Raw genomic sequence first — 17,706 nt, 5'->3', positions numbered from 1 at the left:
GCCCATACGGCGTGATCATTTGGATGTGCGTCTACGTGCGGCCGACTGCTGATGACGCCAAGGCACGAGCCGGCCGATCGCCTAACGCGCTCGTCAAAGCTGCTTGGGAATGATGATCGAACTCGGGCATTGCACGGTCGGCCCCGTATCGCTGATCGGCACGACCTGCCCGTCCGTTCCCAGGTGCGTGCTCACGCTGCTGTGGTTGCCGAGCTGCAGTTCGCCGTACGAGACCGTGAAGTTGCTGCCACCAGTAATCGTTGTGTTCATCATGCGGATCCCGTTGTTGCCCGACGCCGGCTCACCCATCAGGTCGTTCGCGAGGCCTACGATCGCGCCTTGCGTCGTCGCCCCAGTTGCGATGACATTGTTTATCGCCACGTTCGCAATGATGGGCGGCATTCCTCCGGTACCCGATGCATAAGCGTACGTGAACAGGAACGGCTGCACGACACTGCGCATGCACGTGTTCGAGTAGTTCACGCCCGTTGTTGCGCCACTGTCCTTCGTGGTTTCATCGGTTTTGATCCGGTAGCCGTAATCTGTCTTGAAAAATTGCACCGTATCCACCGTCACCTGCGAAACGCCGGGCTTGGCGATCGTGTTGCCGGCGGCTTCCTGGCCGCCGATGGATATGCCGTGCCCGCCGCCGACCACGCAATGGTTGATATTGACGTTCGACGTCGGCACGCTGCCTGCATTGGACTTGATCGCGACGTCGTCGTCGCCGGTATCGAGCAGGCAGTTGCGGATATTTGCCGTCTGCGTGCCGATGATGTCGATGGCATCGGTGTTTGGCGCGAGATTTTGCCCGCTGCTGTTCTTGGCCGGATTAGCGTAGATCCACACGCCATCTATGGTCACGTTCGACGAGCCGGACTCGATGACGAGTTGTTCCTTTGGCGAATTGCGGATAATGAGCGCGTTGTTCGGATCATTCGTCGACGTGGGGAATGTGACGATCGATTGAGGCTGACCCGCGTCGGTGAAGTTCGATCCGACCTTGATGTTCGTCCCGGTGATCTTAATCAGCTTCGGTCGCGCGGTGTTGCTCTTGCCTACGGCGCTGGGCCAGTACGCCTGACCATCGCCGTCGATTGCGCCGGTGCCGGTGATCGTCAAATTGTTGACATTGTCACCAACCAGCATCGCGCCGTCGGACGGCTGCGATGGGCTGCCCTTCAGCGTGAATCCTTTCTCGACCTTCAGCACGAGATTGCTCGCGAGATTGACAGTCGTGATGACGGCCGTCGAGATGCCGTTATTTGCGGTCAGGTCGACGAGACCAACACTTCCGTTCCCTCCCGCGCACTTGTTGATCGCTGCCTGAAGGTTCGCGGTATTCGTATCCGCCGACGAGGTCCATTGTGGAGTACTACAAGTCGCGGCATGCGCGCTCGATAGTGAAAATGCACTGGCGAATAGCGTCAAGGAAACGACCGCGCTGAATTGAAATTTCAATTTCATGACATCTCCGTGAGTTGTTAATTAAGTTGCGAGTGCCAAAGCGCGAGCTTAGAGAGAACACGATCGCTCGCGGTTGTACGATATCATGCGACGACAGACGTGAAAGTAGGGTTTACTCTCGAGAAACACAGGAAATCCGGGCGAAACCTGCCTCATCGAAGTAAGCGCATAATCGAGATAAGACGTCAGACGACACGGCGCGCGATGATATCGGTGGGGACTCGCCCTCGCGGGCCGACGCTCGATAATGAGAAAAATGCCGTTCACCTTTCCCATTTCTATCGTCGATTAAAACTAAGTCTTGAAGCTAAGTGTTCATGCAAAACGGATTTCAAATTCCGAGCCATAGTCGCAGAGCAGACTGGCAATCTCGCGGCTTACTCGTCGCGCTGAACTGTGTTGAAGGACGCAACTGCAACTTCTTAGCAAACGCTCCCTTGGCTATTGCATGGTCGCACCTCCTGGATGCGCCATTCCTTGACGAGCTGGCGGCGGTTGAAGTGTAGCGTTCTACTAGAAGTTCCGCGGTAGCAATGTCGTCCGTGCCGATCACGCGGACGAGCGCCTGGATTTCTTCCGCGGTGAAAGAGAGTGGCCGCGGCAACTTAACCTGCACGGACACCTCGCCTTTGCCCGGCGCAGGCAATCGGAAATCCTCCACCCGCATGAGCTCAGGGCCGCCATAGCTGCTGTATTGGATGCGTTTCATGTGTCTTGCCACCTTATCCTTCTCAGAGATAGTGAGCGCGAGATTCGCTTCCCTTTGTTCTCGGAGTCATTCTAGGTAGGGGGCGGTGACAGTTTCTGGCACCATTCAAGCCGCGCTTCTCTTAACGACATCGTCGGGCATCGTCTCGATCAGTCTGCGCGACGGGTCGAACGGGCAATTGCGCGACTAATCCTCCAGGCGTTTCGGCAGTTCGGTGGCGAGTACATCGATAGCCAGACGTGACCGCAGAGGGAGGTACTCCGCGGCCGGCCAAACGGCGTAGCACTCCATGACGGCTGTGGGCCGATGTCCCCAGATCTCGACCAACTCGCCGCATCGCATCCGGTCGCGAATCAGCCAGTAGGGAAGCCAGGCCAGACCCATGCCGTCGGCGGCGGCATCGGCAATCGCCTCAAGATCGTCAAAACGCAATCGGGAAGTGGGCTGAAAATCGACAAGCACATCTGTCGCGTCAGGAAGCAGCCAGATCAAACCGTGCTCGTTGCGCCAGTAGGGGAGCAGGTCGTGCTTCGCCAGGTCCGCCAGCGTGTGCGGTTCGCCCCTGGCTGCGAGATAGGCAGGCGACGCACATAGAACCTTGCGCTGGTTCACCAGACGACGCGCGCGCAGCGTAGCGCCGTTACCCGCTAGGCCGTTGCGCACCGCGAGGTCGAATCCCTCAGCAATCACGTCGACCTGTCGATCGCTGAAGTTCAATTCCAGTTCGAGCTTCGGATGCTCGCGCGCGTACGATCGAAGAACTGGGGCGACGCAGTAGCGACCGAACAGGGTGGGGAGCGTGATGCGCAACTTTCCAACCACTTCCCGTCGGCCGTTTTCCAGCATGGTCTCCGCAGCGCGCAATTCTTCGATCGCTCGAAGGCAGCGCTCGTAGTATTGCTGTCCGTCTTCGGTAAGGCACTGATTCCTGGTTGTGCGCTGAAACAGCTGCACACCCAGTCGTTCCTCCAGACGCGCAATAGCCTTGCCGACCGCCGAGCGCGTCAGCGACAAACGCTCACCGGCTTTCGCAAAGCCGCCGGCGTCGACGACCTCCACGAACAACTGCACACCATCGAATCTGTCACGCACGGCTTGCTCTTAAGATTGTAGAAATTTAGGAATCATATCGGAGAATTATTTCCGCCAACGTTTCTTGAAATTCTACTTTAAAGTAATCCACCAGCAACGAGATTCTCAGGCACGCTTGAGAATCCATTCAACCAACTCCCCGGGAAGCGCAAACCTTCAAGGCAAGGACAAACAGGTGTTGATTTCAATCGTGCATGACAGTGGCTACGGCCACACCGCGCGAGTGGCTAAGGCCGTCGCGGAAGGCGTTGGACAGGTCCACGGGGCCGAGGCGAAGTTGTTTGCGGTCGCCGATGGCGTCGATTGGCCAACGCTCGAAGCGAGCGACGCGATCATCTTCGGCTCGCCGACCTATAACGGCATGATCAGCGCCCGGCTCAAGCAGTTCTTTGAGGATTCCACGAAGGCTGCGTGGAGCGAGCTCAAGTGGCGCGACAAGATCGCCGCGGGGTTCACCAACTCCGGTGCGCAGCACGGCGACAAGCTGAACTCGCTCGTATCGATGGCGCTATTTGCCGCGCAACACGGGATGATCTGGGTCGGCCTCGACCTCATGCCCGGCAACAACAGCAGCACCGCCAGCCCTGATGATTTAAACCGGCTGGGCAGCTGGCTGGGTGTCATGACCCATGCGAACGTGGATCAGGCACCCGATGTGGCACCTCCGGCAAGCGATCTGACGACAGCCCAGTACCTCGGTCGCCGCGTGGCGACGATAGTCGGCCGCTTCCAGCCCGCCTGAACCGTTCTTGACCGCTTAAGGAAAACCGACGATGAAACTGCTCTGCCTCGATGTCCCCCAGCCGGGCGCCAGCCTCGAGAAATACCAGCCGCACATGCAGGACGAAGTCCGCCATTCGTGGCAGATGTACAAACAGGGCATCATCCGCGACATCTATTTTCGACAGGACCGTCCCGGTGTCGCCATCATCGCGGAAGCCGAGTCTGTCGAGGCCGCAAAGAGGGCGCTTGCCGAGTTCCCACTGGCCAAGGCCGGACTGATCGGCTGGGACGTCATCCCGCTTGGCCCCTTCACGAACTGGGAAGCGCTGTTCGCTCCCGGTAAAGCCTGAGCTTGGCTACGAATGTCTCACGTCCCGTCGTATCACCGCCTATGACATGAACGGGTCATCCATCCACTGTGGTCGCGCGACGCGCGACGAGGACCGCACTTCATGAATGCAAAGGGCTTCGCAGCTCATTCGGCGACCGATCCGCTCCAACAGTTCGCCTTCGAGCGGCGCGCTCCTCGGTCCAACGATGTCGTGATCGATATTCTCTATTGCGGCGTCTGTCATACCGATCTGCACTTGGCGCGCAACCATGGCGGCTTCACCCTCTATCCGATCGTGCCTGGTCACGAGATCGTCGGACGCGTGCGCGCAGTCGGCGAGAACGTGACTCGCTTCAAGGTGGGCGACATGGTCGGCGTCGGCTGCATGGTCGATTCCTGCCAGCACTGCCAACCTTGTCTGAAAGGATGGGAGCAAGACTGCGTGGAGGGTTCGACGTTCAGTTACAACAGCGTCGATCGGCAGGACGGCACTATCACGTATGGAGGCTACTCGGACGCCATCGTCGTGCGCGACAAGTTTGTGCTGTCTCTCCCCGACGGCCTGGATCCAGCAGCCGCGGCACCGCTCCTTTGCGCCGGTATCACGACATGGTCGCCGCTGGTTCATTGGAATGTCGGCGCGGGGAGCAAGGTCGCGGTCATCGGGCTCGGCGGGCTCGGTCACATGGCTTTGAAATTGGCCAAGGCGCTCGGTGCCGATGTCACGCTGTTCACGCGTTCGACGGGCAAGGAAGACGATGCGGTTCGCCTCGGTGCCGATCACGTCGTGCTGTCGAACGACCCCGAGCAGATGAAGGCCGTTGCCGGCCGCTTCGACGTGATCATCGACACCGTCCCTTATGATCACGACGTCAATGGCTACATGCCGACCCTCGCGGTGGAGGGCGTGCTGGTGCTCGTCGGCTACATGGGGCCGCTCAGCACGCCTGTGAATGCGGGTTCAGTCGTGCGTGGCCGCAGGGCAATTTCCGGCTCGTTCATCGGCGGCCTGCGCGAAACCCAGCAAATGCTCGATTTCTGCGGCGAGCATGGAATCGTCTCGGACGTCGAGATCATTCCTATCCAGAAGATCAATGAAGCCTATGAGCGTATGTTGAAAAGCGACGTGAAATATCGCTTCGTCATCGACATGGCTTCACTCAAAGCTTAAGGACCGTGCGCATGAACAGCACCCGCATCAAGCCAATTCTGTGCGTCGTAACCAGCCATCCGATCCGCGGTGATTCTGGCGAGCCGACCGGCTTTGCGATGGTCGAATTGACGCATCCTTTGGCCGTGTTCGAAGAAGCGGGCATCCCGGTAGAAATCGCTTCCATTCGTGGCGGTCACCCGCCAATCGATTTCTTCGATCTGTCGGACCCGGTCAATGATCGCTACTGGAAGAACAAGCGTTTCCGGGACGAGCTTGCCCATTCGCTGGTGCTCAGCGATCTCGATCCATCGCGCTATTCGGCCGTTTTCTTCGCCGGCGGCCACGGCACGATGTGGGACTTCGCCGATAGCCCGGCCGTGCAAAAAGTCATTCGCGAGATCTGGGAAGCCGGCGGCATCGTCTCGGCGGTCTGTCACGGGCCGGCTGCGCTGGTGAACGCGACGCTCTCGGACGGCAGCTACCTTGTGGCCGGCAAGAAGCTTGCTTGTTTCACCGACGAGGAGGAAGCCGAGGTCAACTACACGAAGGTCGTGCCCTATCTGCTGGCGAGTACGTTAAAGCAGCGCGGTGCGCTGCACCGTCCTGCTTCGAACTGGAGCGAGAACGTCGTCGTCGATGGCCGTCTCGTGACCGGCCAGAATCCCGCCTCGGCACACGGCGTTGGCCAGGCGGTTGTCAGCCAGCTCAACGTTGACCAGGCGACCTGAAGGCGGAGCTGATCATCGGTCGCGCTGACGGCACGCTCTGCTGCGATGTGCACACCACCGCGCGACGAAACAGGAGATGCAGCATGATCAAGCGGAAACTCGGCCAAGGGCTCGAAGTGTCGGCCTTGTCTCTCGGGGCTATGGGCTACGGCAAGGCGCGGGAATTGCCTGACCGTGCGGAGATGATCGCTCTCATCCGCACCGCCGTCGAGCGCGGCATGGATTTCTTCGATACCGCGGAAGTCTATGGCCCGTGGACCAATGAAGAGATGGTCGGCGAAGCGCTCGCACCCCTGCGTCAGAAGGTCAAGATCGCGACCAAGTTCGGTTGGGACATCGACCAGGACACGGGCGAACACCGGGGCGGCGTCAACAGCAAGCCGGCTCAGATCCGCCGCTCCATCGAGGGTAGCTTGCGCCGCCTGCGCACGGACCATATCGATCTCTATTACCAGCACCGGGTCGACCCCGAAGTGCCGATGGAAGACGTCGCCGGCACAGTGAAAGATTTGATAGCCGAGGGCAAGGTGCTGTGGTTCGGCATGTCCGAGGCGAGTGTTCAGTCGATTCGCCGCGCGCATGCGGTTCAGCCGCTTGCCGCGCTGCAGAGCGAGTATTCGCTGTGGACCCGTGAGCCAGAGGCGGAAGTCATCCCGACGCTCGAAGAGCTGGGCATCGGGCTGGTGCCGTACAGCCCGCTCGGCAAGGGTTTCCTGACGGGGAAGATCGACGTCAACACGACGTTCGACAGCTCCGATATCCGTGCGCAGACGCCGCGGTTTGCCGAAGAGGCGCGCGCCGCGAACCAAAAGTTGGTGGATCTCATCCGGAGGATCGGGGAGAAACACGGCGCGACACCGGCACAGATAGCGCTCTCCTGGCTGCTGGCACGAAAGCCGTGGATCGTGCCGCTGTTCGGCACACGCAAGCTCGAACGCTTCGAGGAGAACATCGGTGCGCTGAACGTCAGGCTCGATCAGGACGACCTCGACGAGATCGAGCAGGCCAACATTATCATTCAGGGCGCGCGCTACCCGGACGCCATGCTGCGCTTTTCCGGGCTGTAGGGTCAGCGCTATTTCCAACACCGGCAGCCAGGATGCGGCGACATTCGCGCATCCGATAGTCCGATCAAGCAGCGCGTTGAGCCACGGCAGGGTACAGGATCGATAGTTCGTCGACGCGTTTTGCCGAGCCAAACTGGCTTCGCATCCGTTCGAGAATCGATCGAGTTTCGTTGGCGATCATCAAGGGAGCGCCAATTCGGCTGCCGTACAAGCACCCTTCCTGTAGATGTCCTGCGGGTTCGTCGATAGACGCTGCACCGGGGCGCTGTCCTTCGATCAGTTCGTGAAAGATGTTCCGTGACGCTGTACTCCAACCCGAACTGCTATACAGGACCTCAGCCATATCTTCCAGTCGGAGGCCATAATTTAAACCGGTTGAGATGCATTCGTAAGACACTGCACGGCATTGCGAAGAAACAATGCTGACGATCATTGTCAGGAGTTCGTCCTGGCTTTTTTCTTCTGGAACTGCCATGGAAGTATTCGAGCTGGCAGTGATGCTCGTTGCGGCCATCGATGCGATGACGTTGACCATGTCCTCAAGACGCGCTCCCGGACCATGCAAGTTAGCCCCTATCTGTAGAAGACCCTGCACGATGCTGGTTATCGGCATAGGACTGCTATGTTTCATGCCGAGCGACAGCGCCTGATAAACATCTTTCAACATCAGCGACAGCGCGAAATCAGTCGATGCCTTGCCTTGCATCAGCGCCGGCAGCATACGCTCGGTAATTTGACATTGCGCTTCGCTGTGTGCGAGACGATCAGCCATTTGCCCGAGCGTTAAGCCTGCTTTTCTACCGAAGGCCAAAACCTCGAGCGTGCCAAGCCGACAACCCGCGTTCATCGCGTTGTTGACGGTTTTCATGGCCTGGCCGTCGCCAACTCTAGACCCGCAGCGGAAGATCTTTTCGGTGATAGCCCGCAGGGCCTGCTCGGCCTTGGAGAGAACATCATCGGGCCCCGACACCATGAGATTCGCGTTGCCGCTGGGAACGATTTGAGGACTTGCCGATACGGCTGCATCCATCATTAGCACACCAACTTGTGAGAGCGTGGTCGCAATTTCCCGGGTTTCATCCGGCACGCCGCTCGTCTGGTCAACGACAATTTTGCCAGGTGTCAGCCCTGCCGCGAGTCCGTCCGGAGCGAACACTACTTTCTTCACATCGGCGCTGCGCGGCAGGCATAGGAAGACAACGTCGGAACGTTTCGCGAGTTCCATCGCGGTGGGCGCCACGCTCGCACCCTCATCGGCCAGTTTCCTGGCCGCCGCCGCATTGATGTCCCATACCGTCAGTTGGTGGTCTTGTAGAAACCGGCGTGCAAGCTGTCCGCCAAGCGCTCCAAGCCCTATGTATCCTATGTTCATCGTCGCCTCACATGGTGTTTTGGTGGTATCTATCCGGTCGGGGTATCTTCGGCCGAGATCCCGCGATGGACGCTCGCGCGCCAGCAGTGTGATCGTAGCAGGTGTGCCTATGTTAGATACGTGTTTCGGTTAGTGGAACTGACGAGTCATTGACCGATATGCAGATCGAACCGCGTTGCCGCATGGAAGTCGGCCCATTTCCTCGTATCTCGAGCCACATAGTCCTGGACTGATTGGGGCGTGGTGATGCCGGGCTCGTACCCGAGCTTGTGCATATAGGCGACGGTCTCGGGCATGCGGGAGACAGCATTGATTGCGTCGTTGAGCTTTCGGGTGATGTCCGCGGGAAGACCCTTAGGACCGACCAGCACGTAATAGGTATAAGGATCGACGTTTTCCAAACCGGGGATTCTCGCCTCTCCAAGCGTTGGAACATTCGGCAAGGACTCGATACGTCTTTTCCCAGTGACGGCCAGGGCCCGCACCATCCCGCTCTGAATGGCGGGCAGTGCTCCCTGGACTGGGGTCATCCCGATCTGCACCGAGCCGGAGAGTAGTGCAGTGACGATCTCGGCATCTGCTTTGAAGGGAATGTGCGTCATCCGGATCCCGGCGAGGTTCGACAGATATTCCATCTGGATGTGGCTGGCTGAGCCGATGCCGGAGGATCCAAAGTTCAGCAATCCGGGGTGAGCCTTGCAGTACTTCACAAGATCAGCAATGTCAGAAACAGGCAGAGAGCGGCTCGCGACGATCACGCCCGGCGCTTCTCCCACCAGCCCAATGAACGAGAAGTCCTTCTGTGGGTCATAGGGGAGGTCTTTCTGCAGCGCAGGATACTGCGATGCCGCGCTGCCGGTGATGAGGAACAACGTATAACCGTCGGCGGAGGCGGCCTTGAGAGTTCGGATCGCAATCATTTGATACGCCCCGGGCCGGTTCTCGACATAAACGCTCGTTCGCAGGACGTCGCCGAGCTTCGACGCATAGTAGCGGGCAATCGTATCCGTGGCTCCGGCGGCATTAAAACCGACAAGTAGTCTGATAGGCCGGGACGGGTAGCTATTCTCCGCGCGAGCTGGCGCTGGGCATACCGCGACAGCGAAGAGCCACATGAACGTTGCAAGTAGCGGCTTGATAACCGACACAATCAGGTTCCTCCGCACGTCATCCTCCGGTCTTGAATTGCCAACACAGGCGTATGATTCACACTGTACATCGACTATAATGGTACTCGTTCCAGTGACCGGAACAACATAAGAGCACTGCGCAAGCCGATGCGAGCGGACTCTTGCGGCTATGACATTTCCGAGCTTGCTCACCGCCTTGACTTAGTCCAACGCCCATGAAAGGGAGGCCCGAAAGCATGCGGGCAAAGTTTTCAACCCAGCCGGGTGCAACGAGGAGCTCGCTAGGCGCAGCGGGCAACAGAAGCGGGAGGTGACCACGTGAAAGAGACCATGCGCTCGGTTCAACGCATACTTGCGGTGTTCGAGAGCTTCACGATTGACAGAACAAGTCTCAAGCTGCAGGAGATCGCCGATAACATAGCGCTTCCCAAGTCAACTGTGTTCCGTATCGTCCAAAGCCTCGAGAAAGCGGGATATCTGGTGCGGCTCGAGGATCAGCAGTACTGCCTGTCATTTCAATTCACGCGCTTGGCGGGCAACGTTCGGAGCACGCTGGGCATTCGTGAGATATCCCGGCCGATCCTGCTGCAACTGGCCGATCTGACACGAGAAACGGCCTCGCTACACGCGCTCTCAGGCAGCTATCGGATCTGCATTGACGCCGTAGCGACGGTTGCCGCACCTCTCAGGATGGTCGCCCAGCCCGGAGAGCAAGTGCCGCTAATTGCTGGAGCCGCATCAAAGGTATTGATGGCACATCTGCCGCCAGACAAACTCTCGGCACTGGTCGTCGACGTTGCGCGAGCGACAAAGCGATCTCGGGGCGAACTTGAGGACGAGTTGAAGCAGATTCGCAGCCAGGGCTTTGCCGTATCCCACGGGGAGCGTCTTCTCGGCATCTCAGCGATTTCGGCTCCGATTTACGATGCGGGCGATCAGGTCAGGTATTGCATTTCCGTGGGCGCGCCGACGATTCGAATGCGAGTCAACGAGGCATGCGTCGTCAGTAGCCTTCTCACCGCTGCCGCCGATATTTCGCGCCAGTTTGGCGCGGCAGCGATCGACTTGCAGGACGATACGCAATTCCTTACCAAAAGTACGGGCGTAACGACCCATCGCCTCGCCGGCTGAGCCGGGCGAGCTGCGTGGTTGCGGTTCCGTTGGATGGAATCGATGCTGTTCAACGGAACGCATGCTAAGATCGACTGCAATCTTCGGCGGGCGGAGCGTGCACGAATCGAGGTTCCCGAGCGATCGAAGTGCGCTTCGGGAAGGTCTGGGCCAGGCATCGCTCGCTACGTGGCAAATCGGGTGACGGGAGGTAGGCGATGTCTGAAGAAGCTTCAGTTGAATACAGGGTAATTGAGGGCGTAGCAGTCGTAACACTAAGCAATGCACCGGTGAATGCTTTGGCGCCTGGGATGCGTGAAGGCCTGATCGAGTCCCTTGATCGGGCCAATGAGGACGGTGCGGTCAAGGGAATCGTGGTAACCGGAGCCGGCCGCAACTTCATCGCAGGGGCCGATATCCGGCAGTTTGGGAAGGAACGGAAAGTTTCTTCGTCAGTGAGCACAGCGGTCCTTGATGCGAGCCGAAAGCCAGTCGTCGCGGTGATCCGCGGTTATGCATTGGGGGCCGGCCTCGAGCATGCACTTGCATGCCACTACAGATTCGCCACCCCGGACGCAAAGCTTGGGCTCCCGGAGGTGAAAATCGGAATCATCCCCGCTGGAGGAGGGACGCAACGCCTCACCCGACTCGTGGGCCCAAAAGCAGCGATCGATATCATCATCAGCGGCCGGCATGTTTCCGCCAGAAATGCGTTAGAACTTGGTCTCATTGATCGCATCATCGCGGATGATGTTGCGCTTGCCGAAGCTATCGATTTCGTCAAACGTCTGCCGGAAGGAAAGGGCATCCGTCGGGTTCGCGACATGAACGGGCAGATCGAGAACGCGAAGGCCAACCCGGATGATTGGACAAGTGCTCGTGACGAAGCCGCATCGAAGGCGCGGTTCGTACAGGCGCCACACAGCGCGTTGGCGTGTATTGAAATGGCGGTGAATGGCTCATTCGAAGAGGGCCTTGCGCTCGAGCAGTCGCTATTTGCGGAACTCGAAAGTTCGGACGAAGCAAAGGCGCTGCGGTATGCGTTCTTTGCCGAGCGAGAGGCAGCCAAGATCCCGGGCAAGCCTGAGAATTACAAGGGCGAAGCCGTTCGTAGCGCGGCGGTGATTGGCGCCGGAACCATGGGCGGAGGGATCGCCATCTGTTTCGCCGATGCCCGAATTCCCGTGAAGGTTCTCGAGGCGAGTCAGGAGGCCCTTGATCGTGGGATGCAGAAGACACGGGACACCTACGCGGCCAAGGTGAAGCGCGGCAGTCTGACGCAAGGCGAGATGGACGAGAGCCTGGCGTATATCCAACCCGTGATCGACTATGAGCAGATCGGTGACGCCGATGTCGTGATCGAGGCGGTCTTCGAGCGCATCGACCTCAAGAAGGAAGTCTTCGAAAAGCTGGATAGCGTCATGAAAGAAGGTGCGCTGTTGCTGACCAATTCCTCTGCTATCGATATCGACACGATGGCGAACGCGACGCGCCGACCAGCCGATGTAGCCGGAGCTCACTTCTTTGCACCCGCGAATGTGATGAAGCTGTGCGAGGTCGTGCGGGGCACCCATAGCTCCGTCGAGACTATCCTGCGTACTACAAAGCTCGGTCGGGACCTTAACAAGATTAGTGTGGTAGCAGGGTCCTGCGATGGCTTCGCCGCGAATCGCAGTCGTGCGCCACTCGTCACGGAAGCCATGTTGCTACTGGAAGAAGGCGCCCGGCCTGATCAGATTGATCGCATCATGAAGGCTTTCGGCTATCCGATGGGTCCGTTTGCGGTCAGTGACCTTTCGGGTCTCGACGTCAGTTACGACACGCGGAAACGGCGCGCTGCCGCAGATCCAGGGTATCGCAAACTGCACGTGCCTGACAGGATGGTTGAACTCGGCCGAAAGGGGCAGAAGAATGGCGCCGGCTGGTACCGATACAACCCCGGAGACCGGAAGCCGATCGTCGACCCCGAGGTCGATGCGATCATTGCAGACGTCGCTCGGGAGCTCGGCGTGGAGCAACGCGAGTTCTCGGACGACGAGATTCTTCACCGCCTGCTTTTCGCTTCGGTCAACGAGGTCTGCAAGATCCTCGAGGATGGAAAAGCATACCGTGCCAGCGACGTCGACGTGATGTGGTTGTATGGGTTCGGATTCCCGCGTCACCGCGGCGGCCTGATGTATTGGGCGGATACCGTCGGGGCACGCAAGGTCGCCGGGCTGGTTGAGGCGTGGCACGAGCAGTTCGGCAAGCGGTGGAGGCCGGCCCGCCTTTTGCTGGAAGCTGCGGCGGCGGGATTGCCGTTGCGTGAGCTGCGAGCGCCGGGCGTCTGATGCTTACCCGCCAATGACCTTCGGTTGGTGAGCAGAGGATCGATCTTCGGTTCGTGAGCAGAGGATCGATCTTCGGTTCGTGAGCAGAGGATCGAAGGTCGTGTCGTCAGAAACAATCCCCGAAGACAGTTTCCGTGTCTCCGGGGTCGGACTTAATGCCTGATTGTTGCGTTAATCGTTGCTTTCCTCGCGCGGGTACTGCAGGACCAATGCCTCGAGTCCTTTTTCGCCGGAGCGGATGGTAAATTTTTCTTCGTTCGGCTCGACGACAACCATGGACCAGAGGGGCAGTTCTTCGTCGTTATGCACGAGCGTACCGTTGCCGACAAACACGTAATAGCCAGCAGCGGCTCCAGGATTCGGGCCTTCGACGCTCTGGCCCGCTCCGAGTCGAACGATCTGCGCATGCATGCCGTCCGAGTCGTCCTTCAGAAGCGTCTCCCAAACGGGCTCGGCCCGTTCCTTCAGCACTGGCTCGATCGAGAAGCGCACCCGTTCGGAAGTCAGATGACGACGTTTGCTCGGCTTAAGCCGGTCACGGTATCCCTCCTTGTTCAGATACACCGGTTCCGAGTTGCCGGTGTACATCCGCATCGCGACGAATGACAGGCCTTGTGGACCCGCGACGATCGGGCCGTAAGCGGTGTGGTGGTCCTTGAACTGCACCGTCAGCGGCTCGAGCGGCTGTTGCTTGTTTCCGAGCGTGCCGGAGCCCGCGATAAACAGCTGGAACATCGTCACACCATGAAAGTGCGGAACAACCGCCTCGTGCGGCTGCAGTTCTGACATGGTGGCCTGCGGTCCCTCGCCGGCGGCGCTCGAGCTGCGAGGGCCGAAAAACACCGTTCCCCAATGCTGGTTTCCGGTGCCCGGAGAAACCACGATGTCTCTCCTGGAAAGAGCGTCAGCGCCGCTTCGTGTGTAGATCATTGAAAGTCTCCTTGAAACTGCCATCCGTCCGCAGACCGCATCTGCGATGCCTATGCGTTCGCCGGCATCTGGCGAATCACGCGTGGATCGTAGCACGAGTTCTGAACAACAGCATTGATTCCATCCAATGGAACTAGAAAGGCGAATGAAAAGCATGGGAGCGGTGTTGCTGGCAGGCTTGCGGTGTTCCAATCAATGAAACTAATTTCATTTTCGTTGACGTCTTCGGTTGTGAGGTCTACAGTCAGGTTCATCGAGTCACTCGTTGGCGTCGAAGGACCGCGAATGAATCGCCCTGTGCGATAGCAGACTATTTCAGGCATAACCAGTTGGCAGACGGATCAGAAATGAACGATTTCAAGCATTTGCTCGAGCCGCGGTCCATCGCGGTGGTCGGGGTTTCGGACGAAGCGGGCCGCCCCGGTTCACAGGCTGTCCGGGCACTTATCAGCAACGGATACAAGGGACAGATCTATCCGGTCAACCCGAAATACACGGAGTTCGACGGCCTAAAGTGTTACGGTGCTGTAAGCGACATCGACGCGCAGATAGACCTGGTCGTGATCGGTGTACCGGCTAAGGGTGTTATTCCGGTCCTCAAAGCGTGCGCAGAAAAGTCGGTCCCTTACGTCGTTGTTCTAAGCGGGGGCTTCCGCGAGAGTGGCCCCGAGGGTGTCGAGCGCGAGCGCGAAATGCTGGCAATCGCCAGAGCGGCTGGAATCCGCATCATCGGTCCGAACTGCCTGGGCTTTGCAAACATCCACTCACAAGTGTTCGCCGCGTTCGGAAGCATCACGCGGGAACCCAAGCTGAAGAAGGGGGGAGTGTCCCTCGTCACTCAGAGCGGGGGCTTTGGCTACAGTCTCGCGCTCGCATGTGCTGACGCGGACATCGGATTTCGGCATGTCATCGCCACCGGCAATGAGACGGACGTCGACACGGTTCAACTGATCGAGGCATTGCTGGGCGATAACGAAACCGAGATCATCCTCGCGTACATCGAAGGTACGAAGGATGGCCGAGCGTTGCTCGATGTCGGCAAGCGCGCGCTCGCGGTCGGCAAGCCGATTCTTCTCTGGAAAGGTGGCGTCACAGAAGAGGGCGCGCGCGCAGCCGCTTCGCATACGGCAAGTATGACTGGCAGCTACGACTTCTATCGTGCGCTCTTCAAGCAGACCGGTATCGTCGAAATCAGAGAGATTCATGAGACCGTCGACTTCCTGAAGGCTTTCGCTGCAAAGAAATATCCAGCCAACGGCGCAATGGCGGTCATGGGAGTATCCGGCGGCTCGGCCATCGTTTTTGCGGATGCAGGTGAACCGGAAGGGCTTCACCTCGCGAATCTTGCGGAACAAACGGAAAGGCTGCTCACGGAGGTCGTGCCGAATATCGGCGCGGTGCACAATCCGATCGATCTGACAGCAGGGTATTTTTCCGCGAGCAACCGCGACAAACTTCGCACGGCGATCGAGGTGACACTCGCCGACCCAGGCGTGGATGCCCTTTGCCTGAACCTGGCGACGACCGGTAGCGCTGGGAGTACCGCTGCGGCTGAAGTAATCGCTAATGTTGCAAAGGATTCGGCCAAGCCTGTCTGCGTATTCTCATCCGCTCCTCGCGATCAGATTGCAGATGCCAGCAGACTGCTGGCTGCAGCGGCTGTGCCTCTCTTCCCATCGCCGTCGCGCGCGGCCAAAGCGCTGGCAGTGCTTACCCGCTATGGCGCCGCACGACGCGAAGCTAAAAGGTCTGAATATGGAGAATCAAGCGCTGCGCCGTCGTCGAAAGACGACCTGCGGGGCTGGGCCGGCAAACTCTCCGAAGCGCAATCCAAGGACATCCTTTCGCGAGCTGGTATCCCTGTCACTCGCGACGTGCTGTTGAGCGATGCCGACGACAGCTTGCCGGAGAAGTTGTCATGGCCCGTCGTGGTGAAGATCGTGTCTCCCGATATCGCTCACAAAACCGAAATCGGCGGAGTCAAAGTCGGAGTTCGTGATCCGAAAGAACTCGAGTCGGCAATCGCCGAGGTTCGCGCGAACGCGCAGTTTCATGCTCCCGAAGCGCAAATCGAAGGCGTCATGGTGTCCCAGATGGTCAAGGACGGCTTCGAGCTCATCGCGGGTGTAGTGAACGACGAAGTCTTCGGACCGGTCGTGGTGGTCGGAGCGGGTGGGATTTACGCTGAGCTGATGCGCGACTCTTCCTGCCGCCTCGCGCCATTCGATGAAAACGTCGGGCGGCAGATGCTCGACGAACTGCGGTGCCGCCCGATTCTGGATGGAGCCAGGGGCAAACCGGCGCTCGACGTCGATGCGGCGTCCAAAGCGCTGGCAGCGCTTTCCCGGTTTGCATGGGAGCACCGCGATGCTGTTTCCGAGATCGACATCAATCCGCTGTTCGTGCTGCCGCAAGGCGTGCTGGCGGCCGACGCGTTGATCGTGCCTATGCCATTCCCGGGCCATTGAAGGGGCAGTCATCGTGAACCTACCGGTAGATTCTTTCATGAGCGACGAAACCGTTCACGCTGAGCGCCACACGGTGACCTTCCAGCCGCTCGATCGCGCACTCGAAATGCGCCGTGGAGAGAAGATTCTGGCGGCGGCGCTAGCGGCGAATTTTCCTCTGCCGTATAGCTGTCAAAGCGGCGTTTGTGGCTCCTGCAAGGCGAAAGTAACGGCTGGGGTGTGCGAGCATGGCGATGCACAGCTCGCCGGTCTTTCGACCTCGGAGGCGGAGCAGGGCTATGTACTGCTCTGTCAGGCAACGCCGGCATCCGATGTGACGGTCGAATGCCGCACGGTCCCCTCAGTCGAGGGTTATCCGGTCAGGAAGACCGCGTGCCGCGTCGCAGCGCTCGAGCGCCTCGCCGACGACGTCATGCGGATCCGGCTCAAGCTGCCAGCGAACGTGCAATTCAAGTTTCTTCCTGGCCAATACGTGGACCTCCTGATTCCCGGCGGAGTCAGGCGCAGTCTGTCGATAGCGAACTCGCCAGAAGATGAAGGCTTCATCGAACTGCATCTTCGTAACTATGGCGGACCGCTCAGTACCTTCGTATTCGGCAAGATGAAGGAGAACGACCTCCTTCGACTGGACGGGCCGTTTGGCACGTTCTTCGTGCGCGACGATTCTGACAAGCCAATGATTCTTCTGGCAAGCGGCACCGGGTTCGCTCCCATCAAGTCCATCATCGAGCACGAACTGAAAAAGCAGAGCGGACGCCAGATGACGTTGTACTGGGGCGGCCGGCGACCGCATGACCTTTATTTCGATTCACTCGCGCGATCCTGGTCCCGCCATGGAATCACCTACGTTCCAGTCGTGTCCGATGCCCTATCGGAAGACGGGTGGGCAGGCCGCGCGGGATTCGTTCACGAAGCGGTGATGAGGGACTTTGCGGATCTCTCGTCGTACCAGGTCTACGCATGTGGGGCACCGGTGGTCGTGCTCTCAGCCAAACGAGATTTCACCGAGCGATGCGGCTTGCCTGACCACGAGTTTTTCGCTGACATTTTCGTCTCGGGCGCAGCCCCGTCCGCCTGATCACAGAAAAACACATTA

16 protein-coding genes are annotated in these 17,706 nt (G+C 59.0%); 9 read left to right on the top strand and 7 right to left on the bottom strand.

Going from position 1 to position 17,706, the window contains the following annotated elements; all coding sequences use genetic code 11:
* Nucleotides 1-93: 93 nt before the first annotated feature.
* The 3 genes from B0G57_RS04870 to B0G57_RS04860 form a co-directional block, all read right to left on the bottom strand.
* Nucleotides 94-1,467, bottom strand: a complete 1,374-nt coding sequence (locus B0G57_RS04870; protein WP_018439415.1) for a glycoside hydrolase family 28 protein — start codon at nt 1,465-1,467, stop codon at nt 94-96.
* A gap of 331 nt (nt 1,468-1,798) precedes the next feature.
* Nucleotides 1,799-2,176, bottom strand: a complete 378-nt coding sequence (locus B0G57_RS31280) for a hypothetical protein (RefSeq protein WP_018439416.1) — start codon at nt 2,174-2,176, stop codon at nt 1,799-1,801.
* A gap of 186 nt (nt 2,177-2,362) precedes the next feature.
* On the bottom strand, nt 2,363-3,268 hold the full coding sequence (locus B0G57_RS04860; protein WP_026229439.1) for a LysR family transcriptional regulator: 906 nt from the start codon (nt 3,266-3,268) through the stop codon (nt 2,363-2,365).
* 175 nt (nt 3,269-3,443) lie between these two features.
* On the opposite strand from B0G57_RS04860, the gene B0G57_RS04855 reads away from it, so the two are divergent.
* From B0G57_RS04855 to B0G57_RS04835, 5 genes are all read left to right on the top strand, one after another.
* On the top strand, nt 3,444-4,010 hold the full coding sequence (locus B0G57_RS04855; RefSeq protein ID WP_018439418.1) for a flavodoxin family protein: 567 nt from the start codon (nt 3,444-3,446) through the stop codon (nt 4,008-4,010).
* Between the two features lie 31 nt (nt 4,011-4,041).
* Nucleotides 4,042-4,341 (top strand): YciI family protein, encoded by a 300-nt coding sequence (locus tag B0G57_RS04850; protein ID WP_018439419.1) that lies wholly within the window; start codon nt 4,042-4,044, stop codon nt 4,339-4,341.
* Between the two features lie 102 nt (nt 4,342-4,443).
* Nucleotides 4,444-5,493: an NAD(P)-dependent alcohol dehydrogenase gene (locus B0G57_RS04845; RefSeq protein ID WP_018439420.1), complete on the top strand. Its 1,050-nt coding sequence runs from the start codon at nt 4,444-4,446 to the stop codon at nt 5,491-5,493.
* Between the two features lie 11 nt (nt 5,494-5,504).
* Nucleotides 5,505-6,203 (top strand): type 1 glutamine amidotransferase domain-containing protein, encoded by a 699-nt coding sequence (locus B0G57_RS04840; protein WP_018439421.1) that lies wholly within the window; start codon nt 5,505-5,507, stop codon nt 6,201-6,203.
* An 83-nt stretch (nt 6,204-6,286) separates the two neighbouring features.
* Complete coding sequence (locus B0G57_RS04835) at nt 6,287-7,270, top strand: aldo/keto reductase (protein WP_018439422.1); 984 nt, start codon at nt 6,287-6,289, stop codon at nt 7,268-7,270.
* A 64-nt stretch (nt 7,271-7,334) separates the two neighbouring features.
* Here the strand turns inward: B0G57_RS04835 and B0G57_RS04830 are convergent, their stop codons facing one another.
* Nucleotides 7,335-8,642, bottom strand: a complete 1,308-nt coding sequence (locus B0G57_RS04830) for an NAD(P)-dependent oxidoreductase (protein WP_018439423.1) — start codon at nt 8,640-8,642, stop codon at nt 7,335-7,337.
* A gap of 146 nt (nt 8,643-8,788) precedes the next feature.
* Complete coding sequence (locus B0G57_RS04825) at nt 8,789-9,790, bottom strand: Bug family tripartite tricarboxylate transporter substrate binding protein (protein WP_223258546.1); 1,002 nt, start codon at nt 9,788-9,790, stop codon at nt 8,789-8,791.
* Between the two features lie 300 nt (nt 9,791-10,090).
* On the opposite strand from B0G57_RS04825, the gene B0G57_RS04820 reads away from it, so the two are divergent.
* Entirely contained in the window at nt 10,091-10,903 is an 813-nt protein-coding gene (locus B0G57_RS04820) for an IclR family transcriptional regulator (RefSeq protein ID WP_223258545.1), read from the top strand.
* A gap of 197 nt (nt 10,904-11,100) precedes the next feature.
* Nucleotides 11,101-13,212 (top strand): 3-hydroxyacyl-CoA dehydrogenase NAD-binding domain-containing protein, encoded by a 2,112-nt coding sequence (locus B0G57_RS04815; RefSeq protein WP_026229441.1) that lies wholly within the window; start codon nt 11,101-11,103, stop codon nt 13,210-13,212.
* Nucleotides 13,213-13,383: 171 nt separating this feature from the next.
* Here B0G57_RS04815 and B0G57_RS04810 read toward each other — a convergent pair whose 3' ends face one another.
* Together B0G57_RS04810 and B0G57_RS30810 are read right to left on the bottom strand one after the other, a co-directional pair.
* Entirely contained in the window at nt 13,384-14,142 is a 759-nt protein-coding gene (locus tag B0G57_RS04810; RefSeq protein ID WP_223258544.1) for a cupin domain-containing protein, read from the bottom strand.
* Nucleotides 14,143-14,192: 50 nt separating this feature from the next.
* Nucleotides 14,193-14,396 (bottom strand): hypothetical protein, encoded by a 204-nt coding sequence (locus B0G57_RS30810; protein ID WP_146013314.1) that lies wholly within the window; start codon nt 14,394-14,396, stop codon nt 14,193-14,195.
* Nucleotides 14,397-14,489: 93 nt separating this feature from the next.
* Between B0G57_RS30810 and B0G57_RS04805 the strand changes: the two genes are divergently transcribed.
* Together B0G57_RS04805 and B0G57_RS04800 are read left to right on the top strand one after the other, a co-directional pair.
* Nucleotides 14,490-16,610, top strand: coding sequence for an acetate--CoA ligase family protein (locus tag B0G57_RS04805; protein ID WP_018439429.1), 2,121 nt, complete (start codon nt 14,490-14,492; stop codon nt 16,608-16,610).
* Between the two features lie 37 nt (nt 16,611-16,647).
* Nucleotides 16,648-17,688, top strand: a complete 1,041-nt coding sequence (locus B0G57_RS04800; protein ID WP_018439430.1) for a CDP-6-deoxy-delta-3,4-glucoseen reductase — start codon at nt 16,648-16,650, stop codon at nt 17,686-17,688.
* Nucleotides 17,689-17,706: the final 18 nt, after the last annotated feature.

This window comes from Trinickia symbiotica (genome assembly GCF_002934455.1).
GTDB lineage: Bacteria > Pseudomonadota > Gammaproteobacteria > Burkholderiales > Burkholderiaceae > Trinickia > Trinickia symbiotica.
The sequence above is the reverse complement of the archived record's forward strand: the minus strand, read 5'-3'. Positions and strand labels throughout refer to the sequence as shown.

Bases quoted from the DNA above. Each gene is read 5' to 3' on its own strand.
- B0G57_RS04870 (WP_018439415.1), bottom strand. From the start codon at position 1,467: ATGAAATTGAAATTTCAATTCAGCGCGGTCGTTTCCTTGACGCTATTC.
- B0G57_RS31280 (WP_018439416.1), bottom strand. From the start codon at position 2,176: ATGAAACGCATCCAATACAGCAGCTATGGCGGCCCTGAGCTCATGCGG.
- B0G57_RS04850 (WP_018439419.1), top strand. From the start codon at position 4,042: ATGAAACTGCTCTGCCTCGATGTCCCCCAGCCGGGCGCCAGCCTCGAG.
- B0G57_RS04845 (WP_018439420.1), top strand. From the start codon at position 4,444: ATGAATGCAAAGGGCTTCGCAGCTCATTCGGCGACCGATCCGCTCCAA.
- B0G57_RS04840 (WP_018439421.1), top strand. From the start codon at position 5,505: ATGAACAGCACCCGCATCAAGCCAATTCTGTGCGTCGTAACCAGCCAT.
- B0G57_RS04835 (WP_018439422.1), top strand. From the start codon at position 6,287: ATGATCAAGCGGAAACTCGGCCAAGGGCTCGAAGTGTCGGCCTTGTCT.
- B0G57_RS04830 (WP_018439423.1), bottom strand. From the start codon at position 8,642: ATGAACATAGGATACATAGGGCTTGGAGCGCTTGGCGGACAGCTTGCA.
- B0G57_RS04815 (WP_026229441.1), top strand. From the start codon at position 11,101: ATGTCTGAAGAAGCTTCAGTTGAATACAGGGTAATTGAGGGCGTAGCA.
- B0G57_RS04810 (WP_223258544.1), bottom strand. From the start codon at position 14,142: ATGATCTACACACGAAGCGGCGCTGACGCTCTTTCCAGGAGAGACATC.
- B0G57_RS30810 (WP_146013314.1), bottom strand. From the start codon at position 14,396: ATGAACCTGACTGTAGACCTCACAACCGAAGACGTCAACGAAAATGAA.
- B0G57_RS04805 (WP_018439429.1), top strand. From the start codon at position 14,490: ATGAACGATTTCAAGCATTTGCTCGAGCCGCGGTCCATCGCGGTGGTC.
- B0G57_RS04800 (WP_018439430.1), top strand. From the start codon at position 16,648: ATGAGCGACGAAACCGTTCACGCTGAGCGCCACACGGTGACCTTCCAG.